At 64.8% G+C, this 19,562-nt stretch carries 21 protein-coding genes; 11 read left to right on the top strand and 10 right to left on the bottom strand.

Features of this window, described 5'->3' with window-relative positions:
- Positions 1-295 precede the first annotated feature (295 nt).
- On the top strand, positions 296-586 hold the full coding sequence (locus tag AAA969_RS14165; RefSeq protein WP_425325061.1) for a DUF2794 domain-containing protein: 291 nt from the start codon (positions 296-298) through the stop codon (positions 584-586).
- A 91-nt stretch (positions 587-677) separates the two neighbouring features.
- Here AAA969_RS14165 and AAA969_RS14170 read toward each other — a convergent pair whose 3' ends face one another.
- The gene (locus tag AAA969_RS14170) at positions 678-1,442 is read right to left on the bottom strand and encodes a Bax inhibitor-1/YccA family protein (protein ID WP_338246850.1); all 765 of its coding nucleotides are present in this window, start codon (positions 1,440-1,442) and stop codon (positions 678-680) included.
- Positions 1,443-1,636: 194 nt separating this feature from the next.
- Here AAA969_RS14170 and thpR point away from each other — a divergent pair, with 194 nt between their 5' ends.
- Positions 1,637-2,176: an RNA 2',3'-cyclic phosphodiesterase gene (gene thpR / locus AAA969_RS14175; protein ID WP_338246853.1), complete on the top strand. Its 540-nt coding sequence runs from the start codon at positions 1,637-1,639 to the stop codon at positions 2,174-2,176.
- Here the strand turns inward: thpR and AAA969_RS14180 are convergent.
- From AAA969_RS14180 to AAA969_RS14195, 4 genes are all read right to left on the bottom strand, one after another.
- Positions 2,161-2,628, bottom strand: coding sequence for a low molecular weight protein-tyrosine-phosphatase (locus tag AAA969_RS14180; RefSeq protein ID WP_338246855.1), 468 nt, complete (start codon positions 2,626-2,628; stop codon positions 2,161-2,163). The genes thpR and AAA969_RS14180 overlap by 16 nt on opposite strands.
- 4 nt (positions 2,629-2,632) lie before the next feature.
- The gene (locus tag AAA969_RS14185; RefSeq protein ID WP_338246857.1) at positions 2,633-3,271 is read right to left on the bottom strand and encodes a histidine phosphatase family protein; all 639 of its coding nucleotides are present in this window, start codon (positions 3,269-3,271) and stop codon (positions 2,633-2,635) included.
- Positions 3,272-3,351: 80 nt separating this feature from the next.
- On the bottom strand, positions 3,352-4,416 hold the full coding sequence (locus AAA969_RS14190) for a sensor histidine kinase (RefSeq protein WP_338246860.1): 1,065 nt from the start codon (positions 4,414-4,416) through the stop codon (positions 3,352-3,354).
- A 242-nt stretch (positions 4,417-4,658) separates the two neighbouring features.
- Positions 4,659-5,891 carry an argininosuccinate synthase gene (locus AAA969_RS14195; protein ID WP_338246862.1) on the bottom strand — a complete coding sequence of 411 codons (1,233 nt, stop codon included), beginning with the start codon at positions 5,889-5,891 and terminating at the stop codon, positions 4,659-4,661.
- A 134-nt stretch (positions 5,892-6,025) separates the two neighbouring features.
- On the opposite strand from AAA969_RS14195, the gene glsA reads away from it, so the two are divergent.
- Positions 6,026-7,291 carry a glutaminase A gene (glsA, locus tag AAA969_RS14200; protein WP_338246864.1) on the top strand — a complete coding sequence of 422 codons (1,266 nt, stop codon included), beginning with the start codon at positions 6,026-6,028 and terminating at the stop codon, positions 7,289-7,291.
- On the opposite strand, the gene AAA969_RS14205 is transcribed toward glsA, so the two are convergent.
- Entirely contained in the window at positions 7,288-7,992 is a 705-nt protein-coding gene (locus AAA969_RS14205; protein ID WP_338246866.1) for an SdpI family protein, read from the bottom strand. The two genes, glsA and AAA969_RS14205, sit on opposite strands and share 4 nt — an antisense overlap.
- Before the next feature lie 2 nt (positions 7,993-7,994).
- Complete coding sequence (locus AAA969_RS14210) at positions 7,995-8,279, bottom strand: metalloregulator ArsR/SmtB family transcription factor (RefSeq protein ID WP_338246868.1); 285 nt, start codon at positions 8,277-8,279, stop codon at positions 7,995-7,997.
- Positions 8,280-8,427: 148 nt separating this feature from the next.
- Between AAA969_RS14210 and AAA969_RS14215 the strand changes: the two genes are divergently transcribed.
- Positions 8,428-9,054: a LysE family translocator gene (locus AAA969_RS14215; RefSeq protein WP_338246870.1), complete on the top strand. Its 627-nt coding sequence runs from the start codon at positions 8,428-8,430 to the stop codon at positions 9,052-9,054.
- 9 nt (positions 9,055-9,063) lie between these two features.
- Positions 9,064-9,756 carry an orotidine-5'-phosphate decarboxylase gene (pyrF, locus tag AAA969_RS14220; RefSeq protein ID WP_338246872.1) on the top strand — a complete coding sequence of 231 codons (693 nt, stop codon included), beginning with the start codon at positions 9,064-9,066 and terminating at the stop codon, positions 9,754-9,756.
- A gap of 36 nt (positions 9,757-9,792) precedes the next feature.
- On the opposite strand, the gene AAA969_RS14225 is transcribed toward pyrF, so the two are convergent.
- The 3 genes from AAA969_RS14225 to AAA969_RS14235 form a co-directional block, all read right to left on the bottom strand.
- Complete coding sequence (locus tag AAA969_RS14225) at positions 9,793-10,356, bottom strand: hypothetical protein (protein WP_338246875.1); 564 nt, start codon at positions 10,354-10,356, stop codon at positions 9,793-9,795.
- A gap of 72 nt (positions 10,357-10,428) precedes the next feature.
- Positions 10,429-10,659 carry a hypothetical protein gene (locus AAA969_RS14230; RefSeq protein WP_338246877.1) on the bottom strand — a complete coding sequence of 77 codons (231 nt, stop codon included), beginning with the start codon at positions 10,657-10,659 and terminating at the stop codon, positions 10,429-10,431.
- A 210-nt stretch (positions 10,660-10,869) separates the two neighbouring features.
- On the bottom strand, positions 10,870-11,079 hold the full coding sequence (locus AAA969_RS14235) for a DUF1674 domain-containing protein (protein WP_425325009.1): 210 nt from the start codon (positions 11,077-11,079) through the stop codon (positions 10,870-10,872).
- An 86-nt stretch (positions 11,080-11,165) separates the two neighbouring features.
- On the opposite strand from AAA969_RS14235, the gene htpX reads away from it, so the two are divergent.
- The 6 genes from htpX (at position 11,166) to purH (ending at position 19,549) form a co-directional block, all read left to right on the top strand.
- Positions 11,166-12,062 carry a zinc metalloprotease HtpX gene (htpX, locus tag AAA969_RS14240; protein WP_338246880.1) on the top strand — a complete coding sequence of 299 codons (897 nt, stop codon included), beginning with the start codon at positions 11,166-11,168 and terminating at the stop codon, positions 12,060-12,062.
- Positions 12,063-12,114: 52 nt separating this feature from the next.
- On the top strand, positions 12,115-13,416 hold the full coding sequence (locus AAA969_RS14245) for an RsmB/NOP family class I SAM-dependent RNA methyltransferase (protein ID WP_338246882.1): 1,302 nt from the start codon (positions 12,115-12,117) through the stop codon (positions 13,414-13,416).
- 66 nt (positions 13,417-13,482) lie between these two features.
- Positions 13,483-14,142, top strand: coding sequence for a ribulose-phosphate 3-epimerase (gene rpe, locus AAA969_RS14250; RefSeq protein WP_338246884.1), 660 nt, complete (start codon positions 13,483-13,485; stop codon positions 14,140-14,142).
- A 15-nt stretch (positions 14,143-14,157) separates the two neighbouring features.
- Positions 14,158-15,993, top strand: coding sequence for a heparinase II/III family protein (locus AAA969_RS14255; RefSeq protein ID WP_338246886.1), 1,836 nt, complete (start codon positions 14,158-14,160; stop codon positions 15,991-15,993).
- Positions 15,990-17,891, top strand: a complete 1,902-nt coding sequence (locus AAA969_RS14260) for an SDR family NAD(P)-dependent oxidoreductase (protein WP_338246888.1) — start codon at positions 15,990-15,992, stop codon at positions 17,889-17,891. Before AAA969_RS14255 ends, AAA969_RS14260 begins: the two co-directional genes overlap by 4 nt.
- A 62-nt stretch (positions 17,892-17,953) precedes the next feature.
- Positions 17,954-19,549, top strand: coding sequence for a bifunctional phosphoribosylaminoimidazolecarboxamide formyltransferase/IMP cyclohydrolase (gene purH, locus AAA969_RS14265; protein WP_338246890.1), 1,596 nt, complete (start codon positions 17,954-17,956; stop codon positions 19,547-19,549).
- Positions 19,550-19,562: the final 13 nt, after the last annotated feature.

The following is a 19,562-nucleotide window of genomic DNA, read 5'->3' on the forward strand; positions in this document are numbered from 1 at the left end:
TGGCCAGAGGCAAGGCGCACTGTCAGTTTCAGGAGCGAAAACGGGGGGTGTCGACCGGATCGCAACCTCTTGACCCGGGGGGCTGGGGGGCTGTCTAAATCCAGGCTCGGAGGCGTTTTGCGCCCGGCCGACAGGTGAGACGGTGGTGGGGCGGTATGGCGGCATCGCGCCGAGAATGTGGCGACTTTGCGGCACCGCGTGAAATGTTTGTAAGCTGGGCAGGCCAATTCAACTGGCAGGAGAATTTCGAGTGCATCCCATATCCACCGCCGCGAAACGCAAGCCGGAACCGATCATGTGGACCCGGCGAGAGCTCGACGCGATCCTTCGGGTCTATGGCCGCTTTGTCGCCCAGGGCGAATGGAAGGACTACGCGATTGACGGGCTGAAGTCCGAAGCCGTGTTCTCGATTTTCCGCCGCCACAGTGAGATGCCGATGTATTCGGTGATCAAGACGCCCGCCGATGCCAACCGCCAGGGCCAGTTCAAAGTGGTCGCGATGGGCGGACAGATCCTCAAGCGCGGGCACGACCTCGCCCAGGTAATGACCGTATTCGATAAGAAGAAATTCCAGGTCGTCGACTAGGGTCGAGACCCGGCAGTCCGCGATACGCCCATAAAAAAACCCCGGAGCGCAGGCCCCGGGGTTTTGTGTTTCGGTCGCTGTGACAGTGGCGCTATTCGCGGCTGCCGAGCAGGGACAGGATGATCTGGAACATGTTCACGAAGGCGATGTAGAGGTTCAGCGCGCCCATATTGGTCATCACCGCCATCGAGCGCTGGTCACCGGCGATCTGGTAGTAGGTCACCTTCAGCGCTTGGGTCTGCCAAGCCACGACGCCCGCCATCAGCAGGAGCACCGCAAACTGCAGCAGCAGCTCGAGCATGCCGGACTGAAAAAAGAACATGTTCAGCAGGCCCAGCGCGATCGCACCGAAGACCGCCATGAACAGGAAGTTCTGCATCGGCATCAGATTGCGCTTCGTGGTGTAACCGAAGACCGACAGCGCCATGAAGGAGCCGGCCGTGATCACAAAGGCTTGCGCGATGGTTCCGAAATCAACCGAGAGGCTGCCGCCGCCAATGCGCTGAACAGCCTGGCCCGATGTCGCCATGACGACCCAGAAGCTCAGGCTCGCGCCGATCAGTGTCACGATTGCCCAGTACAGGATCGCACTGCCGGTCGGAGACGGATTGCGCATGAAGAACATGGAACCCATCAGCAGGGCCAGCGGGCCCCACTGAACGACGAAGAGCAGCGGCGTTCCGAAAACGAGCTGGGTCAGCGGCGGGTAGGTCCCGACCGCATAGGCGATCGCTGCGGAGAGCAGCAGACCCAGGCCCATCTTGTTGTAAACGCCAAGCATGAAATTGCGCAGGCCGGCATCGACCGACATGTCCATCGAGGCGCCGCCGGAATAGGTGCGGGAAAAATCATTCATTGTGGACGTCTCTCTTGTCTACGCGCGCCGCGAATGGCGCTTTGTACGTTGTATATCATGTTCTCCCGGCCATATGGCAAGTTTCCGGCATCACCGGATGGGGGGACTGGGAGGTTTCGAATCCCCCATAATGGGACCTGATTGCCTTGTCCGGGGAAATCGCCCTAGTTGAAAGCCTGTCCAGACGGTGCCCCATGACCCCACGCCTTTTCGCCGCCCTGCCGGTTCCTGAAATATTTCACAAGGAAATCCGCCGTTTGCAAAAAGGCGTGCCCGGCGCGCGCTGGCGTCCGAGCGCGAATTTTCACATCACCCTGCGCTTTTTCGGAACGATGGACGGCAAGCAGGCCGAGGACCTCGATGCCGAGCTGGCCAGTATTGCCATGCCGCCCTTTGATCTCACGCTGCAAGGCTCGGGCTGGTTCGGCAAACTCGACCCGCACAGCCTCTGGCTGGGCCTGCGCCCGAGCGAGCCGTTGGCCGAGCTGAACGCCAAATGCGAACGGGCAGCGCGCCGCGCCGGACTGGAAGCCGACTCGCGCAAATTCCACCCGCACATGACGCTGGCCTATCTACAGGGCACCCCGATTGAAAAGCTGACGCGATTTGCCGAACGGACGGGCGGTTTCGTCACCGAGCCTTGGCGGGCCACCCATTTCACGCTCTATTCCAGTCAGTTGTCACGTGGTGAGCGCAATATCTACGAACCCGAGGCGGACTATCCGCTGCTCTGATCATCCTGCAGGCCTGCGATGAGCCCATCGACCGCGCGCTCGATCATGTCGAGCACCCGCTCAAACCCGTCATCGCCGCCATAATAGGGATCCGGCACATCAACCCCGGCCTCACCGGCCCAGTCCATCATCAGGCTGAGGCGGGCACCGCGCTCCGCTCCGGGCATCCTTCGGAGAAAACGCATGTGGCTACGGTCCATCGCGATGATCTGGTCAAAGCGGATGAAGTCCGCCGGATCGACCTCGCGCGCACTCAGCACAGAGAGATCATGGCCCCGCGCAGCAGCAGCCGCCGTCGCCCGCTCGTCCGGCGCTTCACCGGCATGCCATCCGCCAGTCCCGGCACTATCCACGATCCAGTCCAGGCCGGCCGCCGCCAGGCGCGATCGGGCCACGGCATCGGCGGTCGGTGAGCGACAGATATTCCCGGTGCAGACAAACAGCAGGCGCATGGGCTCAATCGGTGACGGAGAACGCGCCCGGCAGAACCGTCAACGACCAGTCCTCTCCGGAGGCATGGAGCCAGAAAATATCGCCATAGGCGTCTTCAGGAAGCCGACCTTCCTCGTCACAGCCGGCGCTATGGGCGGCCTCGGGTCCGGCAAAGGCCGACATCCACAGACAGGAGGTATTGGAATGCTCGCCGACCAGGGTCCAGCCGGTCGCGGCGGCATCCACCTCGCGATAGGCATCTCCGCGCTGGCGCTCCACCGTTTCGCCCTCTGTGCAGCCCACGGCATAGCCATCAGCCGCCTGGTGAGCCACAACGGCCACGCCCCCGGCAGCGGCGGTGAGCCGGGTTCGGCAGGCTGCACTGGCAAACGCCCGGTCAACCGGTACATCGCCGATCAGGCTGGCCAACCGCGCCACCATCGCCTCGCCTTCCGGGCTGAGCTGGCAGGACATGGCATTGCAGTCCGGGGCGACCTTGATCGCATGACGAACGACGAGCACATGGCGATCAGCAGCGGCGATCGTCGCCCGCTCGGCCTCGGGCACCAGCTCCAGCAGGGCCGGATGGTCAAAACCGGCAACGGGCGGCGAGCAGGCCGCCATGGTCAGAGCCGTGGCGGTCGCAGTCAGCAAATGATTCATGTCAGTGTCCTCCCGCCCTCACACTAGTCCGTGTCCGGCCTTGTGTCTGCGGCCGCGCGAAGAGGGCATCCGTGAAGACGCTAGGACTGCTCGACGGGCTCGTCCTGGACCTGGATACGCACGGTCACCGTCGTCCCGGCTCCAGGCGTGCTCTCGATTGTCATATCGCCATCCATCAGTCGGGCGAGGCGGCGGCAAATCGACAATCCAAGTCCGGAATCGCCGCCGGCCGCGGTACCGGACTGGTTGGAAAGACGGGACAACAAAGCCTCATCCATCCCGACCCCGGTATCAGCGACCTGGAACTCCACCCAGGATTTCGGGCCGCTCTCCTCACTGTGGCTGACCGTCAGCGTGACCGTACCCTGCGGTGTGAACTTCACCGCGTTGGAGACCAGATTGTTGAGGATTTGACGCACCCGAACCGGATCGCCCAACACCGGAACAGCCGCGCCCTCGGCAACTTCAAGCGCCAGCTTCACACCTTTCTCACCCGCCGGGGGCTGGAAAAGGCCAACAACTGTCCGCGCCAGCTCATCGGGCCGGAAAGCAACGCTGCGAAGCTCGACCCGGTTGTTCTCGAGCCTGGCCAGATCAAACACGTCAGAGACGCGTGACAGCATGGCATGGGCGGAGCGGTCAATGGTCGCCAATAATTTGCGCTGGGAGGCATCGAGGTCGGTATTCGAGAGCAAGCTCGAAAGGCCCAATATGCCGTTCAGCGGCGTGCGCAATTCGTGACTCAGACCGAGCACGAATTCCGATCGGGACTGGCTTTGCGCGCGTTCGGTATTCGCCCGCTCCTTGAGCTCGGCCTCACGCTCGCTACTATTGTCGAGCTCGGTCTCAAGCGCTTCGTGGGACAATTGCAAGCCACTCATGATCTCGATCATACGGCGGAACAGCCAGACAAAGCCGATGATCAGAAACACGGTGGTCAGGAATTCGACAGGCCAGCGCATGTCGATCCGAACGACTTGCGTGACCGAGGCCAGCTCGGCTTCATTGAGAAAAAACGGGCCGGCGAGCAGGGCGATGGCATCCAGCAGCTTGTAGACGGCCCAGATGATCAAACCGATCGAGAGGAACCGGACCGGAGGCATGGCCCCGGCCGCCCGCAGGATCGCAGCCTGGCGCCACATCATCGCAACCGCCGCGGTCGGAGCCGCAGCGAATGCCAAATCGATTAATACTGTCAACAGGATGGAGTGCACGCGCCCTCACCCTCCGCTCAGGCCTCCGGCACAGTGAGGCACAAGCTCTTAAGACAAAATTAACCCGGAGCCGTCCCGGACGTGGAATCGTCTGCCCAACACAACCCCGAGTAAAGACGCGCCCGGACAAATGAATATTTCATTCATCCGGTCGGGCTTGTCAGTCCGCACGATCAGTCATTGTGGCCCAGGCGACGCTTGCGGCGCGCAAGCAGCTGCAGGCGCAAGGCATTGAGCCGGATGAACCCCTCGGCGTCCTTCTGGTCGTAGACCACATCCTCTTCAAAGGTGACATGCTCGAGCGAGTAAAGGGAGTGCTCGGAAGACCGTCCGACGATACTGGCCGACCCCTTGTAGAGCTTGAGACGGACATCACCGCTGACATATTGCTGCGAGTGGTCGATTGCTGCCTGCAGCATTTCGCGCTCGGGCGAGAACCAGAAGCCCTCATAAAGCAGCTTGGCATAGCGCGGCATCAACTCGTCCTTGAGGTGGGCGGCTCCGCGATCGAGGGTGATTTGCTCGATCCCGCGATGCGCGGCCATCAGGATGGTGCCGCCCGGCGTCTCGTAGATGCCGCGGGACTTCATGCCGACAAAGCGGTTCTCGACCAGGTCAAGCCGGCCGATTCCGTGAACGCGCCCCAGCTCGTTCAGGGCGGTCAGGAGGGTGGCCGGACTCATGGCTTCGCCATTCAGCGCGACCGCGTCGCCCGCCTTGAAGGAGACCGTCACATATTCCGGCGTGTCCGGTGCCGCTTCCGGGGCATTGGTGCGCTGATAGACCAGCTCGGCGGCTTCCTCGGCCGGGTCTTCCAGCAACTTGCCCTCGGACGAGGTGTGCCAGAGATTGGCATCGACCGAGAAGGGCGCCTCGCCGCGCTTGTCCTTGGCGACCTGAATGCCGTGCTCCTCGGCATAGGCGATCAGCTTGGTCCGGGAATTGAGATCCCACTCGCGCCACGGCGCAATAATCCGCAGGTCCGGGTCGAGGGCATAGACGCCCAGCTCGAAACGGACCTGGTCATTGCCCTTGCCGGTCGCGCCATGCGCCACGGCGTCAGCGCCGGTGGCGTGGGCAATCTCGACCAGCCGCTTGGCGATCAGCGGGCGGGCAATCGAGGTCCCGAGCAGATACTGCCCTTCATAGACAGCGTTGGCGCGCACCATGGGGAAAACGAAATCACGCACGAATTCCTCGCGCAGATCCTCGATGAAAATCTCCGAAACCCCGGCCGCTTCCGCCTTCTTGCGCGCCGGCTCAAGCTCCTCACCCTGGCCAAGGTCGGCGGTGAAGGTGACGACTTCGGCGTCATAGGCGTCCTGCAGCCATTTCAGGATGACCGAAGTGTCGAGGCCACCGGAATAGGCAAGAACGACCTTTTTGACGGGCTTTTTCGCAGGCATGGGCAAATTCCTTCTCGAGATGCCCATGCGCGTAGCGCTGCTCTTGCTGACAGGCAAGTGTTTCACATCATATTCGGCATGACCGGAGCGCCAAGGCGACTGGACAGGGCAGCGATGCTGGCCATTCTGGCGGCATGACGTCACATGCAAACGATCTCTTTGCCCGCTTCCTTGCCCGCCCTGCCCGCTATGAGCAGGATGAGGCCACGCCGGATGTGCGGACGGCGCTCGCTGAAGCGATCTGTGAGCGCGCCGGGAACCAAGGGTGCCGTACCGCCGCCGACCTGCTTGCCGTGCTGGAACGCGCCGGGCTGACCGCTGCCGGCATGTCGCGCCTGACCGCCCTGTCAGACCTGCCTGCTGGTGACCTCGACTCCGCCACCATGGCGGCTCAGCTCGGCTCCGATGCGCTCGAGCTTGTCCGACAAGCGCTGGACGGTCACTTGGCGGTTTCGAATTTCGAAAATTTTTCCAGTCGCCTGGCCAATATTTTCGCCTATGCTCGTGATGTCACCGACGGCGTCCTGGCGGACTACATCCCGGAGCTGGCAAAACAAGATCCCGCGGCCTATGGGCTGGCAGTCTGTTCGATCGACGGTCAGCAGACAGCGTTTGGCGAGGCCGATACCGCGTTCTGCCAGCAATCGGCGATCAAGCCGCTCATCTACGCGCTGTCCATGGGCCTGAATGGCGAGAACCAGGTCCATCGGCATGTCGGCCGCGAGCCATCGGGCCGACGCTTCAACGAGCTGGCGCTCGACCCCGACAACCGGCCGCACAATCCGATGATCAATTCCGGTGCCATCATGTGCAGTGCCATGATCCGCCCCGGACTGCCCGTCGCCGACCGGGCCAGCCTGTTGCAGCGATTTGTCGGATCAGCCGCCGGCGGCAGCAAGGTCGGCATCGACCAGGCGGTTTATGAAAGCGAGCGCGGGACAGCGAAGCGAAACCTGGCGCTGGTCAAGCTGATGGACGAACACGACGCCTTTCCCGAGGACGTCGACCCGGCCGCCGCGCTCGACCTCTACTTCCGGGCCTGCTCGATGACGATGGACTGTCGCCAAATGGCGGTTGTCGCGGCAACCCTCGCCAATGGCGGCGTGTGTCCGACGACAGGGCACCGGGTGATCGACAGCCGGATCGTCCGCAACACCCTGTCCCTCATGCTGAGCTGCGGCATGTATGACTATTCCGGCGAATATGCCTTCACTGTCGGGCTACCCGCCAAGTCCGGGGTGTCTGGCGGTCTGATGATCGTTGTACCGGGCATTGGCGGGTTCGGACTCTGGAGCCCGCCGCTGGACCGGCAGGGCAATCCTGTACGCGGGATCGAGGTCTCGCGTCTGCTCGTCGAAAGCTTCCCCTTTCACCTGTTCGCCGGCGTCACGGGATCCTAGTCGGCGTCAGGGTCGGCATCCTCCGGGGTCGCGGTTTCGCGCGCCGGGTCCGAACGCCAGACGAGGTAGGAATAGACCATTCCGACGACCGCCGGCGCAAGGCTGGCGACCAGAACGAGAGCAAGCTGCTGTTCCGGCAGCAGAAACCAGACGCCCGACAGGATCGCCAATCCGACCAGAACCATCAGGCGGCCGGTCAGCCGGTGCGTTTTGTCCCAGGCGAGATCGGACGATAGCGTCCACGGTGTGCGGATGCCGACAAACCAGTTCGGACGCGCCTTGGCGAGGACGTTGCCGAGCAGTACCGACAAGGCGCCGACACCAGCAAGGACCAACGTCGGAACCAGGCTGGTGTCGGCCGGATCGACCCAGCCCAGACCAATCGCAACGAGCCCGGCCTGGATGACCAGCAGCAGGCCGAGCGAGCCCATCCAAGCCGTCTGCAGCACAATCCGCGACCGTTCGAGATTGCGCCCGCGTGGATCGATGGACGGCAAAATGGCGAAGAGCACGCTCAATCCGGCCATCATCGCCGGCAGCAGGAAGAAGGCCTCCAACCGTCCGCCATAACGGTCCGGTTGTCCGTCCATTCCCCAGTGAACCGGAATTTGCGTCGTGCTGTCGGTCCCCAGCCACCCCAGCGCCGCCAGGACGAGCGCGGGGACAATAAAGACGACCGAACGGATCAGTCCGCGTTTCATGCTCATTCCTCCTCGTCGCTGATTGGGGCCGTCCGGCCAACCAGTGCCATCAACCAGCCGATCGCCTCATCGGCCACGCTGGCGTTGAGGCGGTAGACAATCGTTGTCCCGTGGCGCTCGGCCACAATCAGGCCCGCTTCGCGAAGGATGTTGAAGTGGCCGGACATGGTCGGCTTCGAGACCGGAAACCGGCCGGCCAGAACACCCGCCGAGCTCGGCCCGTCGCGCAGCGCGCGCAGGACGTCGCGGCGAACCGGGTGGGCCAGGGCCTTGAACACATCACTCATTGAAGCCGCATCCTCCACCGCTTGTAATAGTTTGGCATGTTCCTAATCACAACATTGTTGCCGCGTGGCCGGCGCAGCGCCGTGGACAATTTGTCCGCCAATGGCATGGTTGGGCTCGACCGGAACCCTCCGGCGCGCGGAGGCGGCCATGCTCGACCCGGACCTGTTCCCGATTTTCCTTGTCGGCGCCATTGCACTGGCTTTGACGCCCGGGCCTGACATGGCCTTTACGATCGCGACCGCTGCATCACGCGGCCGGCGCGCCGGGCTGGCCGCCATGGCCGGCATCATCACCGGTGGCGCCATCTGGACGGTGCTGGCAGCTGCCGGCCTCGCGGCACTGCTGACAACAGCCGAACAGGCGCTGACGGTCGTGCGATATCTGGGCGCTGGCTATCTGCTCTACCTCGCCTGGGTCACCTTGCGAAAACTCGACGCCCCGCTGGAAGCCCGCAGCGCGCAGACCGTCTCACGCGCCTTTCGGCGCGGGCTTGTGACCAATCTTCTCAATCCCAAGGTCGGCCTCTTCTTCCTCGCCTTCCTGCCCCAGTTCACCAATCCCGAGCTGTCGCCAGTCTGGCTGCAAATGCTGGTACTCGGTGGGATCTTCTTTGCGATCGGAACAGCGGTTCTGACCGCTGTCGCGCTCGCCGCCGGTCAGGCCCAGGCCTGGCTGGCCGATTCCCGCAACGCGCGACGTGTCCTCAATGGCCTGTCTGCGACCGCATTCGGCGGCCTCGGTCTGCGCTTGCTTCTGATCGACGACGCGGCTTAAAACCGCGGCATGTCACACGCCGATTCCCGCCTCATCGTCGCGCTCGACCTGCCGACGACAGACGCCGCCTGGTCTCTCGTCGAGTCCGTCGGCGATACCGTCAGCTTCTACAAGATCGGGCTTCAGCTCTTTCCCGTTGGCGGAATGGATCTCTGCCACCGGATCAAGGCCGCCGGAAAACAGGTTTTCCTCGACTTCAAACTGCACGACATCCCGGCGACCGTGGAGAAAGCGACCCGTTCGATCACCACGGGCGGAGCAGACCTGCTCACCATCCACGCCGAACCTGCCGTGATGCGCGCCGCCGTGGCGGGCCGCGAGGGCTCGGATCTGAAATTGCTCGGGGTCACGGTCATGACCTGCTATGACGACGAGATGCTGGCCGAAATGGGCTATGCGTTCGGCGCTCGCGACCTCGTTCTTCGGCGTGTCGAGCAATCGCTGGAAGCCGGAGTCGACGGCGTTGTCGCCAGCGCCCATGAGGCGCGAGAGATCCGTCAGCGCTTCGGTGATGATCTGCTGATCGTCACGCCCGGCATTCGGCCCGCAGGCGCCGACATTGGCGATCAGAAGCGGGTTTCGACACCGGCCAGCGCCTTGGCCGACGGTGCCAGTCACCTGGTCGTTGGACGACCGGTCAACGCGGCCGCGGATCCCGAGGCAGCCGCCAGAGCCATCGTCGCGGAAATGGCGAACGTCTGATCCGGTCCCGGATTGCGGTCCCGCTATCGGGCGGTTTTATTGGCCAACCAGCTGCGTGCGGAGCGCACCGCGCGCCTGCATGCGCAGAATCGGCGAGACCGGGACCTGTCCGGGTGCCAGGACGCTGGCTCGTCCGGCCGCGTCAATAGCGATAATCCCGCGATATCCATACTGGATGGCCGGTTCCCGTCCGACACCACCGACAAGGTTTCCGGCGAAGAAGTCATCGCTGAGGCGGACAGGCTCGCCTCCGGAAACCGGCAAGGGGGCAGTGGTCACAGGCCGAACGGAGCGGGGTGATTGCCGGGTCGGCGCAGGCGCGGGCTGGCGGACCTGCGGCTGCAGCGGCGCCGTCCCTGCCGCATGCGGGCGGTTCGGCGGAGCTCCGGCAAGCGCGAGGCTTGTGGTCGGCGCGGGCGCGGCGAGACCCGCAGGCATCTCGGTAAAGCGGCAGGGCGGCCCGGCATAGTCGCCAGCGAGGGCCTGGCGGATATCGTCCGCCGTGCAGGTGCGCTTAGGCCCGCCCTGGGCCTCGGCAGGGCTCGCCCACAGTGCGCATGCTGCCAATGCGGCCAATCGGATCAGGCTCGAATGTCTCATTCCGGCACACTAGCAGCTTGCCGGTCGTCCACTAAGCACCTGCACCGGTCAGGCGAAGCGGCCGGCGCCAGATCACGTTTCAGGCGCGTTCCGGTCAGACACCGAGGGGCTGACGGAGTCGAGCCAGTCCAGCGCCGCATCCCGGCCCCGGAATATCTGTACTGTCACGCCCGGACTGTCGCGCGAGAGTGTCTCCCACACCGCCGCGAGGGCATCATTGAAGGGCGAGGCCACAACATTGGCCGCATGGATATGTTGCCCCGGGGCGTTTCGCGCCTGCCAGTCATCAATCCCGTCGCGCACGGCTTCACGATGTCGAAATCCGCCCCGTCGCCGGGCAGGTCGTCGGCATAGACCGAAAGCCGGTTGAAATGAGGTCGCCAGTCCGGATGCGCGGCGGCCTCGTCATAGGCCGCGAGGATCGTCTCAAGACTGATTTCTCCACGCCAGACGAATTCGGCCACGGCTCTCTCTCGGTGGATCACGACCTCGCAAGGCTTCGTGGAGGAGGCTTCAGAAGTCACAGATGATCCCCTTCTTCTCCCAATCGCCGAACCGCGTCGGCTCAGGCCCTTTGCGCCCCCCCAGCTCAGTTGGGCTCTCGCTGTCGCGGGCTGCCTGGCGGGCCGCAGCCTCCCGCCTTTCCGCCGCTTCCGCAAGGGCGCGTTGAGCGGCCGGGGTGAGTGTTTTTGGGGCCGCAGTTTCGGAGGGGATTGCGGTCATGCCGGTCCCGTCTTGCTGATCATCATCGGTCATACCATCTAGATAGATCGCGAGCCCCGGCTCGCCAAGACACACAGGCTTCGACAATGACAGCAAACACGTTGCGCACCTTCCTCCTCCTCGCCGGGATGACGGCACTTTTCATGGGAATCGGCTATCTGCTGGGCGGTCCGGCGGGTGCGCTGCTGGCCCTTGTGGTGGCGGGCGGCATGAACCTGTTCGCCTGGTGGAATTCCGCCGACATGGTGCTGCGCATGCACGGGGCCCGCGAGATCGGCGTCGATGAGCGGCACCCGGCCTTGCGCCAGTATGCGAGCGATGTCGAAAACCTGGCGCGCCGGGCCGGCCTGCCGGTCCCGCGGGTTTTCGTCATCCAGAGCGACCAGCCCAACGCCTTTGCGACCGGCCGCGACCCGGCCCATGCCGCCGTCGCCGCGACGACTGGCCTGCTGGAACGTCTCAACCGGACCGAGATCCAGGGCGTGATGGCGCACGAGCTGGCCCATGTGAAAAACCGCGACACGCTGACCATGACGGTCACCGCGACCCTCGCCGGTGCGATCGGCATGCTGGCCAATTTCGCGTTCTTCTTCGGCGGCAATAACCGCGCCGGGCTGCTGGGCTCCCTCGCCATGATGATCTTCGCCCCGATGGCCGCGATGCTGGTGCAAAGCGCCATTAGCCGGGCCCGCGAGTACGAGGCGGATCGCGTCGGCGCAGAGATTGCCGGTGACCCGATGGCGCTTGCCAGTGCACTGGAAAAGATCGAGCGGTCCGCCCGCCGCACAATGAATGTCGCCGCCGAGCGCAATCCGGCGACCGCCCACATGTTCATCATCAACCCGCTGAACGGTCAGCGCATGGACAACCTTTTCTCCACACACCCCGATACAGCCAACCGGATCGACAAACTGCGCCGGATGGCCGGTGCCCGTGCCGATATTGCGCCCGGACCCTGGTCACAAAGAGGTCCCTGGGGCTGATCCGCGGCACCTCGCCATCGACGGGGCGGGACCTGCGTGCTAGCTCCGCGGCATGAGTGACGGACTTTCCCCGCGCCGCGCTGCGGCCCTTGCCTACCTTGCCGTGATGAAGGAACGCCGCACGCTCGAGGCGGCGCTCGACCACACGCCCGATTTCAACGCCATGAGCGATCGCGACCGGGCCTTTGCACGTGCCATCACCGCGACGACCTTTCGCCGTCTCGGGCAGACCCGAACAGTCTTGAACGCCCTGCTCTCGCGGCCGCTGCACGAAACCTCCGAAGGGGCCCAGGCCCTGCTGATCACCGGCGCGACCCAGCTGTTGTGGATGGACGGCGCGCCGCACGCCGTCGTGTCCTCGACCGTGGAGCTGGCCCAGGAGCGCGCCGACGCCCGCAAGCTCAAGGGGCTGATCAATGCCGTCCTGCGCCGGGTTGATCGTGAGGGCCGCGAGCCGCTCAAGCAGACCCTCCCGCGCGACAACCTGCCGGACTGGCTGCGTGACAGCTGGCGGGCGGCCTATGGTCCAGGCACGTTGAGCCGGATCGCCAACGCCATTGCCACCACCCCGCCCCTCGACCTGACGGTTCGCAATCCGGACGAGCGTGAGCACTGGGCCGACCAGCTCGAGGCGCAAATCCTGCCAAACGGCTCCCTGCGACGCAGCGTGGTTGGCGACGTCCGGGCCCTGCCGGGCTATCGCGAGGGCGCCTGGTGGGCGCAGGACGCCGCAGCCTCGATTCCGGCCACACTTCTGGACCTGAAACCCGGCAGTCGCGTGATCGACCTGTGCGCCGCTCCCGGCGGCAAGACGCTGCAACTGGCCGCGACAGGAGCCGACGTGACGGCACTCGACCTGTCGGACAAGCGCCTCGACCGCCTCCGCGAGAACCTCGGACGGACGGGACTCTCGGCGACCCTCGTGGCCGGTGATGCCCGGACCTACCAACCGACCCGCCTCGCTGACGCCGTGCTTCTGGATGCGCCCTGCACAGCCACGGGAACGCTGCGGCGGCACCCCGAGGCCGGCTGGATCAAGCGCGAGGACGACACCCTCCGCATGGCCCGGCTGCAGGACGAGATGATCAAGGCCGCCGTCACAATGCTCAGACCCGGCGGGCAGCTTGTGCTATGCACGTGCTCACTGCAGCCTGAAGAGGGCGAGGCGCTGGCCGGACGGGTCCCGGGACGTCACAAATTGCTCAAGGACTCGCCCGTCAAACCGGCCGAAATGCCCGGCCTGGAAGCCGCCATCACGCCGGCCGGCTGGGTCCGCCTGACACCGGCCCTGTGGGCCGACCGAGGCGGCATGGACGGATTTTTCATCGCCCGGTTCGTCAAACGGACCGGGTAGCCTCAAAACCGGCCGCCCCGCCGTGTTCGACTTGCGCGGGTCCGGCCCCACTGTTATCGGATCGATATGGGTGCTCCCGTGATCATTTCCCCGTCCATCCTCTCGGCTGACTTTGCCAAGCTGGCCGAAGAGGTTCGTGCCATCGACGAAGCCGGTGCCGACTGGATCCACATCGATGTGATGGACGGGCATTTCGTGCCCAACCTGACCATCGGCCCGGCGGTGATCAAGGCCTTGCGCCCGCACAGCAAGAAGCCCTTCGACGTCCACCTGATGATCACGCCGGTCGATCCCTACATCCAGGATTTCGCCGATGCGGGGGCCGACATCATTACCGCGCATCCGGAAGCCGGGCCGCATTTTCATCGGACCGTCCAGGCGATCAAAGCGACCGGCGCCAAGGCCGGCGCCGCGCTGAACCCGTCAACGCCGGTGGAAGTGATCGATTACGTTCTCGACGAGCTCGACCTCGTTCTGGTAATGAGCGTCAATCCGGGCTTTGGCGGCCAGAGCTTCATTGCCAGCCAGCTGCGAAAGATCGAAGCCCTGAAAGCCCGGATCGATCAACGCGGCCTTGCCACCAGGATCGAGGTTGATGGTGGGGTGAACCCGCAAACGGCCAAGGACTGCATTGCCGCAGGCGCGTCTGCGCTGGTCGCCGGATCGGCCGTGTTCAAGGGCGGGCCTGACGCCTATCGCGCCAACATTTCAGCGCTGCGTTCGTAAGTCATGGCGGTCAAAGTGCGTCTGTCTGATTATGCTGACGCGCTCGTCGCAACGGCGCGACGGGAGGCGTCCTCGACGCTGCATTCCATCGGCCTGTTCTCCAGCCTGCACGACCTTGGTCCGCTGCCGACCGAAATCGGCCCCTTGCCCGAGGACTTCTACGCCAGCAAGCCGGAGCGCGGAGCGGAAATCCGCGCCGGCCGCTTTCCGCTTGCCGGTGACCTGCTTTCGGTCGATCCCGAGCAGGACAATATCTGGCTGAAGCCCGCACCAACGCGGGCTTTCGCACGCCGCCTGCACGGCTTCGGCTGGCTCCGCGACGTTATCGCTGCGCCCGAGGACGGCGACAGGGAAGATGACGCCAGGGACGCCGACACCGGGGACGATGGCGACAGGGAAACAGACACGACGATGATGGCCGCCGGACCGGAAACGGCCCGCCTTCTGGTCGATAGCTGGATCAAGGCCTTCGGTCGCTGGAACAGCTTTGCCTGGGGACATGGCGTTCTCTCGGCCCGGATCATCAACTGGCTGCGTGCCGGCGACGTCCTGTTCGATGCCCCGGAAGAAGGCCGCAAGAGCCGCAATGCCCGGCTGCGCAGCCTGCTGCGACAGGCCCGCTACCTTCAGCGGACGATACCGCTGGCCCATGACGGCGCAGTGCGACTTCGCTGCGCGATCGCGCTCAGCTTCGCCGGCCTGTCCATTCCCAAACAGGGCGGATTGCAGAAAGCCGGCCTGGCGGCGCTGGAAAAGGAAGTGAAGCGTCAGATCCTGCCGGATGGCGGTCATGTCTCTCGCTCGCCACGAGCAGGGACCGAGGCCCTGATCGACCTCATCGCGCTTCGTGACGTGGCCGAAAAGGCGGGCGTCGAATTTCCGCGCGAGATTGTTCGCGCGATCGACCGCCTGGCGCCGATGTCCCGCTTCTTCCGGATGAGCGATGGTGGACTGGCGAGTTTCCACGGCGGCGGCGAATGCGACCATGGCGCCCTGAAACTGGCGCTCTCGCGCGACGAAACCGGCGCCAAGCCCTTCGGATTCGCGCCGCATTCCGGCTATCACCGCGCCGAAGCCGGAGGCGCGACCATTATCGTCGATGTCGGCAAGGCCCCGCCGGGTGCCCTGAGCACCGGCGCCCATGCCAGCGCCCTGGCCTTTGAGCTATGCACCTCGGGCGGGCGTCTGGTGGTCAATTGCGGATGGCATGACGACCAGCCATCGACGTGGCGCGAGGCCGTACGCGCCACAGCAGCCCACTCAACATTGACGCTCGAGGAGACCTCGTCGGCCCGCCTCTTCCCGCCAGGCTGGCAACGCGACCTGCTCGGACCGCGGCTGACATCGGCCCCCGGCCCGGTCACGGCACGGCGCAATGAAGAGGACATGGGGATCTGGCTCGAGGGGATTCATGAAGGCTATCGCGGCGAATACGGGCTGTCGCACCGCCGCCGCGTTTTCCTGGCCGCCGATGGCGGTGACCTGCGCGGCGAGGACGCCCTGTTTCGACCGGTGTCGGATGGTCCGCCCGACGATGTCGATGTCCGCTACCGCTTCGCGATCCGGTTTCACCTTCATCCCGACGTCCGGGCCTCCCTGTCACGTGACAATATGAGCGCCTTGCTGGTGCAGCCAGACGGCGATGGCTGGCGTTTCCGTACGGATGGCGGCCCGATCCGACTGGAACGATCCGTCTATCTCGCTGCCGGCGCACCTCCACAACGGGCGACACAAATAGTAGTACAGGGGGAAGCCGAGCCGTTCGGGGCCGGTGACAGACCGCCGAACCGTGTACGCTGGGCTTTCCAGCGCCTGGGCCGGGTTGGCGGCACCCAGGGGGAAACCGGATGAGCAAGCCGCCGTCCAGGGCGCGGGGCGCGACGTCGATCCGCAGCCAGATGTCCATGGTGGCGGTCGCCCTCTTCGACCTCACGGCCGGGGCCGTTGCCATGTGGGCCGCGGTCCTGCTGCGCTACCGCTTTGAGCCCACCGCACCGCCGGACGACATCGTGCTGCAGTCGGTGGCGGTCTTTGCGCTGGCCTGCGCGATCATCTTTCCGATCGAGGGCCTGCATCGCGGTTTGTGGCGCTATACCGCGCTGAACGATGCCGCCCGGATTGTCCGGGCAATTGTGCTGGCCAATCTCGTCTTCCTGCCGATCCTCTTTCTCATCAACCGGCTCGATGGTTTCCCGCGCACCTCCATCCTGCTGGAAATGCCGATCCTGCTTTTCATCCTGCTGGCAGCCCGCCTTTCGGTCGCCGCCCTGCGCACGCAAGGCCTTCGCGGGGCCTTGCAGATCGAGGACCGGTCCAAGCCGACTGCAATCCTGGTTGGATCAGCCCTCGAGCTGGATGACGCGCTGAGGGAGCTGGGGCGCCGCAATGGATCGGTCCCGTTTCGGACCAAGGGGCTGGTTGAACCCGGCGCCAGCCTGACCGGACACGCCATCCGTGGCATTCCGGTGCTGGGTGGCCTGGAAGCCCTACCGGCCGCGCTCAAACGACTGGCAGAGGTCGAAAAAGACGCACCGCGCCTCGTTCTCGCCGGCGCACACCCCGATTCCGAAACGGTCAATCAGCTGATCCGGATCGCCTCGCGGACCGGGGCCAAGTTGTCGCGCGCGCGACCGACTGACGGACGGGACGCCTTTTCGCCGGTCGAAGCCGCAGACCTTCTCAACCGCCCGCCGCGGGCACCCAACCTGTCTCCTGCACGCCCCCTGATCGAGGGCCGGCGGGTCTTGATCACCGGTGCCGGTGGGACCATCGGCTCGCAGCTCTCGCGCCTGGCCGCCACATTGGGCCCGGAAAAGCTGATCCTGTTCGATGCGTCAGAGGCCAATCTCTACGAAATCGATCTCGAATTTGCCAAGCGCTATTCCGGGATCGCCTGGCGGGCGGTTCTCGGCGACGTCCGGGATCGTGACCGGCTCGACCAGGTTTTCCGTGAGGAGCGGCCGGACGTGGTGCTGCATGCTGCCGCGCTGAAACATGTCCCGATGAGCGAACGCAATCCGGGCGAGGCAGCCCGCACGAATATCATCGGGACCGTCAATACGATCGAGATGTCGCAGCAGCACGGGGCCAGCGTTGTGGCATTGATTTCGACCGACAAGGCCGTCAATCCCGGCAATGTCATGGGCGCGACCAAGCGGGCGGCAGAGCTTTACGCGCGGGCCGCCGCCCCCCGCTCGCCGGCAACCCGGGTCTGCGTTGTCCGGTTCGGCAATGTCTTGGGCTCCACCGGCTCGGTCGTGCCCCTTTTCGAACGCCAGATCGAGGCCGGCGAACCGGTAACGGTCACGGACGCTGAAGCCACACGCTATTTCATGACGGTCGAAGAGGCGTCCGGCCTGGTACTCGACGCTGCAGCACAGACCGCCGCCGATCCGGCACTCAATGGCGCGCTTTATGTGCTCGACATGGGACGACCGGTGTCGATCATGCGCCTCGCCCGGCAGCTCCTGAGGCTGCGCGGACGCGACCCCGATGCGCCAGGGGCTATCCGGGTAGTCGGCTTGAGGCCAGGCGAGAAACGCCATGAGAACCTGGTCTATGATTTCGAAAGCACAATCGAGACCTCGATTGACGGGGTCTGGGCCGTCACCGGACCGGATCTCGATCCGGCCGCTGTCAGCGCCGGGCTCGATGCCGTTGTCAGCGCTGCCGGCAGCGGCGATGGCGCTGGTGCATCGGCGGCGCTCGAAATGCTTTGCAAGTTGCGTCCCTCAACGTTGGAAGATTGACTTGCCGGCGCGCCGTGGTACCTCGCCGCGGATCAGTCGGGATGAAAAACGGAGACCCTTCCATGTCAGACCATGACCTTGCGCCTGTTCGGCGCGCCCTGATTTCCGTTTCCGACAAGTCCGGCCTGATTGAGCGCGGACGCCAGCTGGCCGATGCCGGCGTGGAAATCCTGTCGACCGGCGGAACACTCCGGGCGCTCAAGGACGGCGGCATCCCGGCCAAGGACGTCTCCGAAGTCACCGAATTCCCCGAAATGATGGATGGCCGCCTGAAGACACTGCATCCGCGGGTCCATGGCGGCCTGCTCGGGCGCCGCGACAACACCGAAGACCGTGCCGCCATGAGCGAACACGGCATCCCCTTCATCGACCTGCTCTATGTCAATCTCTACCCGTTCGAAGAAACCGTCGCCAAGGGCGCGGCGTACGAGGATTGCGTCGAGAATATCGACATCGGCGGACCGGCGATGATCCGCGCTGCTGCAAAGAACCACGCGTGGGTCAATGTGTGCGTCGATGGCGCTGACGTCGACCGGGTCCTCGCCGACATGGCCAAGCATGACGGCCACACCGGCCTTGAGCTACGCAAGGCCCTCGCCGGCAAGGCCTATGGTCGCACCGCGGCCTATGACGCGGCGATCTCGAACTGGTTTTCCGATACGCTGGAAGACCCGGCGCCGGATTACCGCGCCTTTGGCGGCGCGCTCACCCAGGCCCTGCGCTATGGCGAGAACCCGCATCAGAACGCCGCCTTCTACTCCAGCTCGGAAAATCGGGCCGGAATCGCGACTGGTCGCCAGGTGCAGGGCAAGGCGCTGAGCTATAACAATCTGGCCGACGCCGATGCCGCCTTCGAGCTCGCGGCTGAATTCGACCCCCGCGACAAGGCGGCTGTGGTCATCGTCAAGCACGCCAATCCCTGCGGTGTTGCTCTCCATGATGACCTCGCGGCCGCCTATGAAAAGGCGTTTGCGGCCGATCCGATTTCGGCCTTTGGCGGGATTGTCGCCATGAACCGCAAGCTTGACGCCGACACTGCGGGCGAACTGGTCAAGATATTCACCGAGGTCGTGATTGCGCCCGACGCCGATGAGGATGCCCTGTCGGTCCTGTCCGCCAAGTCGAACCTGCGGGTCCTCCTGACCGGCGGCATGCCCGATCCCAAGCAAGCCGGCTGGCTGACCAAGACGGTCGCTGGCGGACTGCTGGTCCAGGAACGTGATATCGGGATGATCAGCCCGGACGACCTCAAGGTCGTGACCCGGCGCGCGCCCACCGACGCCGAACTCGCCGATCTCTTGTTTGGCTGGAAAGTCGTCAAGCACGTCAAGTCGAACGCCATTGTCTATGCCCGTAACGGCTCCACAGCCGGCATCGGCATGGGTCAGACCAGCCGCCTGGAAGCCGCACGCCTCGCCGTGCGCAAGGCCGAGGCGACGGCTCAGGAAAACGGCTGGGACGAGCCGCGAACCAAGGGTTCGGTCTGTGCTTCTGATGCCTTCTTCCCTTTCGCCGACGGTCTACATGCCGCCGTCGAGGCGGGGGCAACGGCGGTGATCCAGCCGGGCGGCTCGATCCGTGACGAGGAAGTCATCGCCGCGGCCGACGAAGCCGGCGTCGCCATGGTCTTCACCGGGATGCGCCATTTCCGTCACTAGCGCTGACGGCGGC

It is taken from the genome of Maricaulis maris (assembly GCF_036322705.1).
In the GTDB taxonomy this organism is placed as follows: domain Bacteria; phylum Pseudomonadota; class Alphaproteobacteria; order Caulobacterales; family Maricaulaceae; genus Maricaulis; species Maricaulis maris_B.

What these genes read in the sequence shown, in the direction of transcription:
- AAA969_RS14165 (WP_425325061.1), top strand. Translation starts at nt 296, where the DNA reads ATGTGGACCCGGCGAGAGCTCGACGCGATCCTTCGGGTCTATGGCCGC.
- AAA969_RS14195 (WP_338246862.1), bottom strand. Translation starts at nt 5,891, where the DNA reads ATGCCTGCGAAAAAGCCCGTCAAAAAGGTCGTTCTTGCCTATTCCGGT.
- AAA969_RS14235 (WP_425325009.1), bottom strand. Translation starts at nt 11,079, where the DNA reads ATGACCGCAATCCCCTCCGAAACTGCGGCCCCAAAAACACTCACCCCG.
- AAA969_RS14225 (WP_338246875.1), bottom strand. Translation starts at nt 10,356, where the DNA reads ATGAGACATTCGAGCCTGATCCGATTGGCCGCATTGGCAGCATGCGCA.
- pyrF (WP_338246872.1), top strand. Translation starts at nt 9,064, where the DNA reads ATGTCACACGCCGATTCCCGCCTCATCGTCGCGCTCGACCTGCCGACG.
- thpR (WP_338246853.1), top strand. Translation starts at nt 1,637, where the DNA reads ATGACCCCACGCCTTTTCGCCGCCCTGCCGGTTCCTGAAATATTTCAC.
- AAA969_RS14180 (WP_338246855.1), bottom strand. Translation starts at nt 2,628, where the DNA reads ATGCGCCTGCTGTTTGTCTGCACCGGGAATATCTGTCGCTCACCGACC.
- AAA969_RS14245 (WP_338246882.1), top strand. Translation starts at nt 12,115, where the DNA reads ATGAGTGACGGACTTTCCCCGCGCCGCGCTGCGGCCCTTGCCTACCTT.
- AAA969_RS14260 (WP_338246888.1), top strand. Translation starts at nt 15,990, where the DNA reads ATGAGCAAGCCGCCGTCCAGGGCGCGGGGCGCGACGTCGATCCGCAGC.
- AAA969_RS14215 (WP_338246870.1), top strand. Translation starts at nt 8,428, where the DNA reads ATGCTCGACCCGGACCTGTTCCCGATTTTCCTTGTCGGCGCCATTGCA.
- AAA969_RS14190 (WP_338246860.1), bottom strand. Translation starts at nt 4,416, where the DNA reads ATGATGTGGCGCCAGGCTGCGATCCTGCGGGCGGCCGGGGCCATGCCT.
- purH (WP_338246890.1), top strand. Translation starts at nt 17,954, where the DNA reads ATGTCAGACCATGACCTTGCGCCTGTTCGGCGCGCCCTGATTTCCGTT.
- rpe (WP_338246884.1), top strand. Translation starts at nt 13,483, where the DNA reads ATGGGTGCTCCCGTGATCATTTCCCCGTCCATCCTCTCGGCTGACTTT.
- AAA969_RS14170 (WP_338246850.1), bottom strand. Translation starts at nt 1,442, where the DNA reads ATGAATGATTTTTCCCGCACCTATTCCGGCGGCGCCTCGATGGACATG.
- AAA969_RS14185 (WP_338246857.1), bottom strand. Translation starts at nt 3,271, where the DNA reads ATGAATCATTTGCTGACTGCGACCGCCACGGCTCTGACCATGGCGGCC.
- htpX (WP_338246880.1), top strand. Translation starts at nt 11,166, where the DNA reads ATGACAGCAAACACGTTGCGCACCTTCCTCCTCCTCGCCGGGATGACG.
- AAA969_RS14205 (WP_338246866.1), bottom strand. Translation starts at nt 7,992, where the DNA reads ATGAAACGCGGACTGATCCGTTCGGTCGTCTTTATTGTCCCCGCGCTC.
- AAA969_RS14210 (WP_338246868.1), bottom strand. Translation starts at nt 8,279, where the DNA reads ATGAGTGATGTGTTCAAGGCCCTGGCCCACCCGGTTCGCCGCGACGTC.
- glsA (WP_338246864.1), top strand. Translation starts at nt 6,026, where the DNA reads ATGACGTCACATGCAAACGATCTCTTTGCCCGCTTCCTTGCCCGCCCT.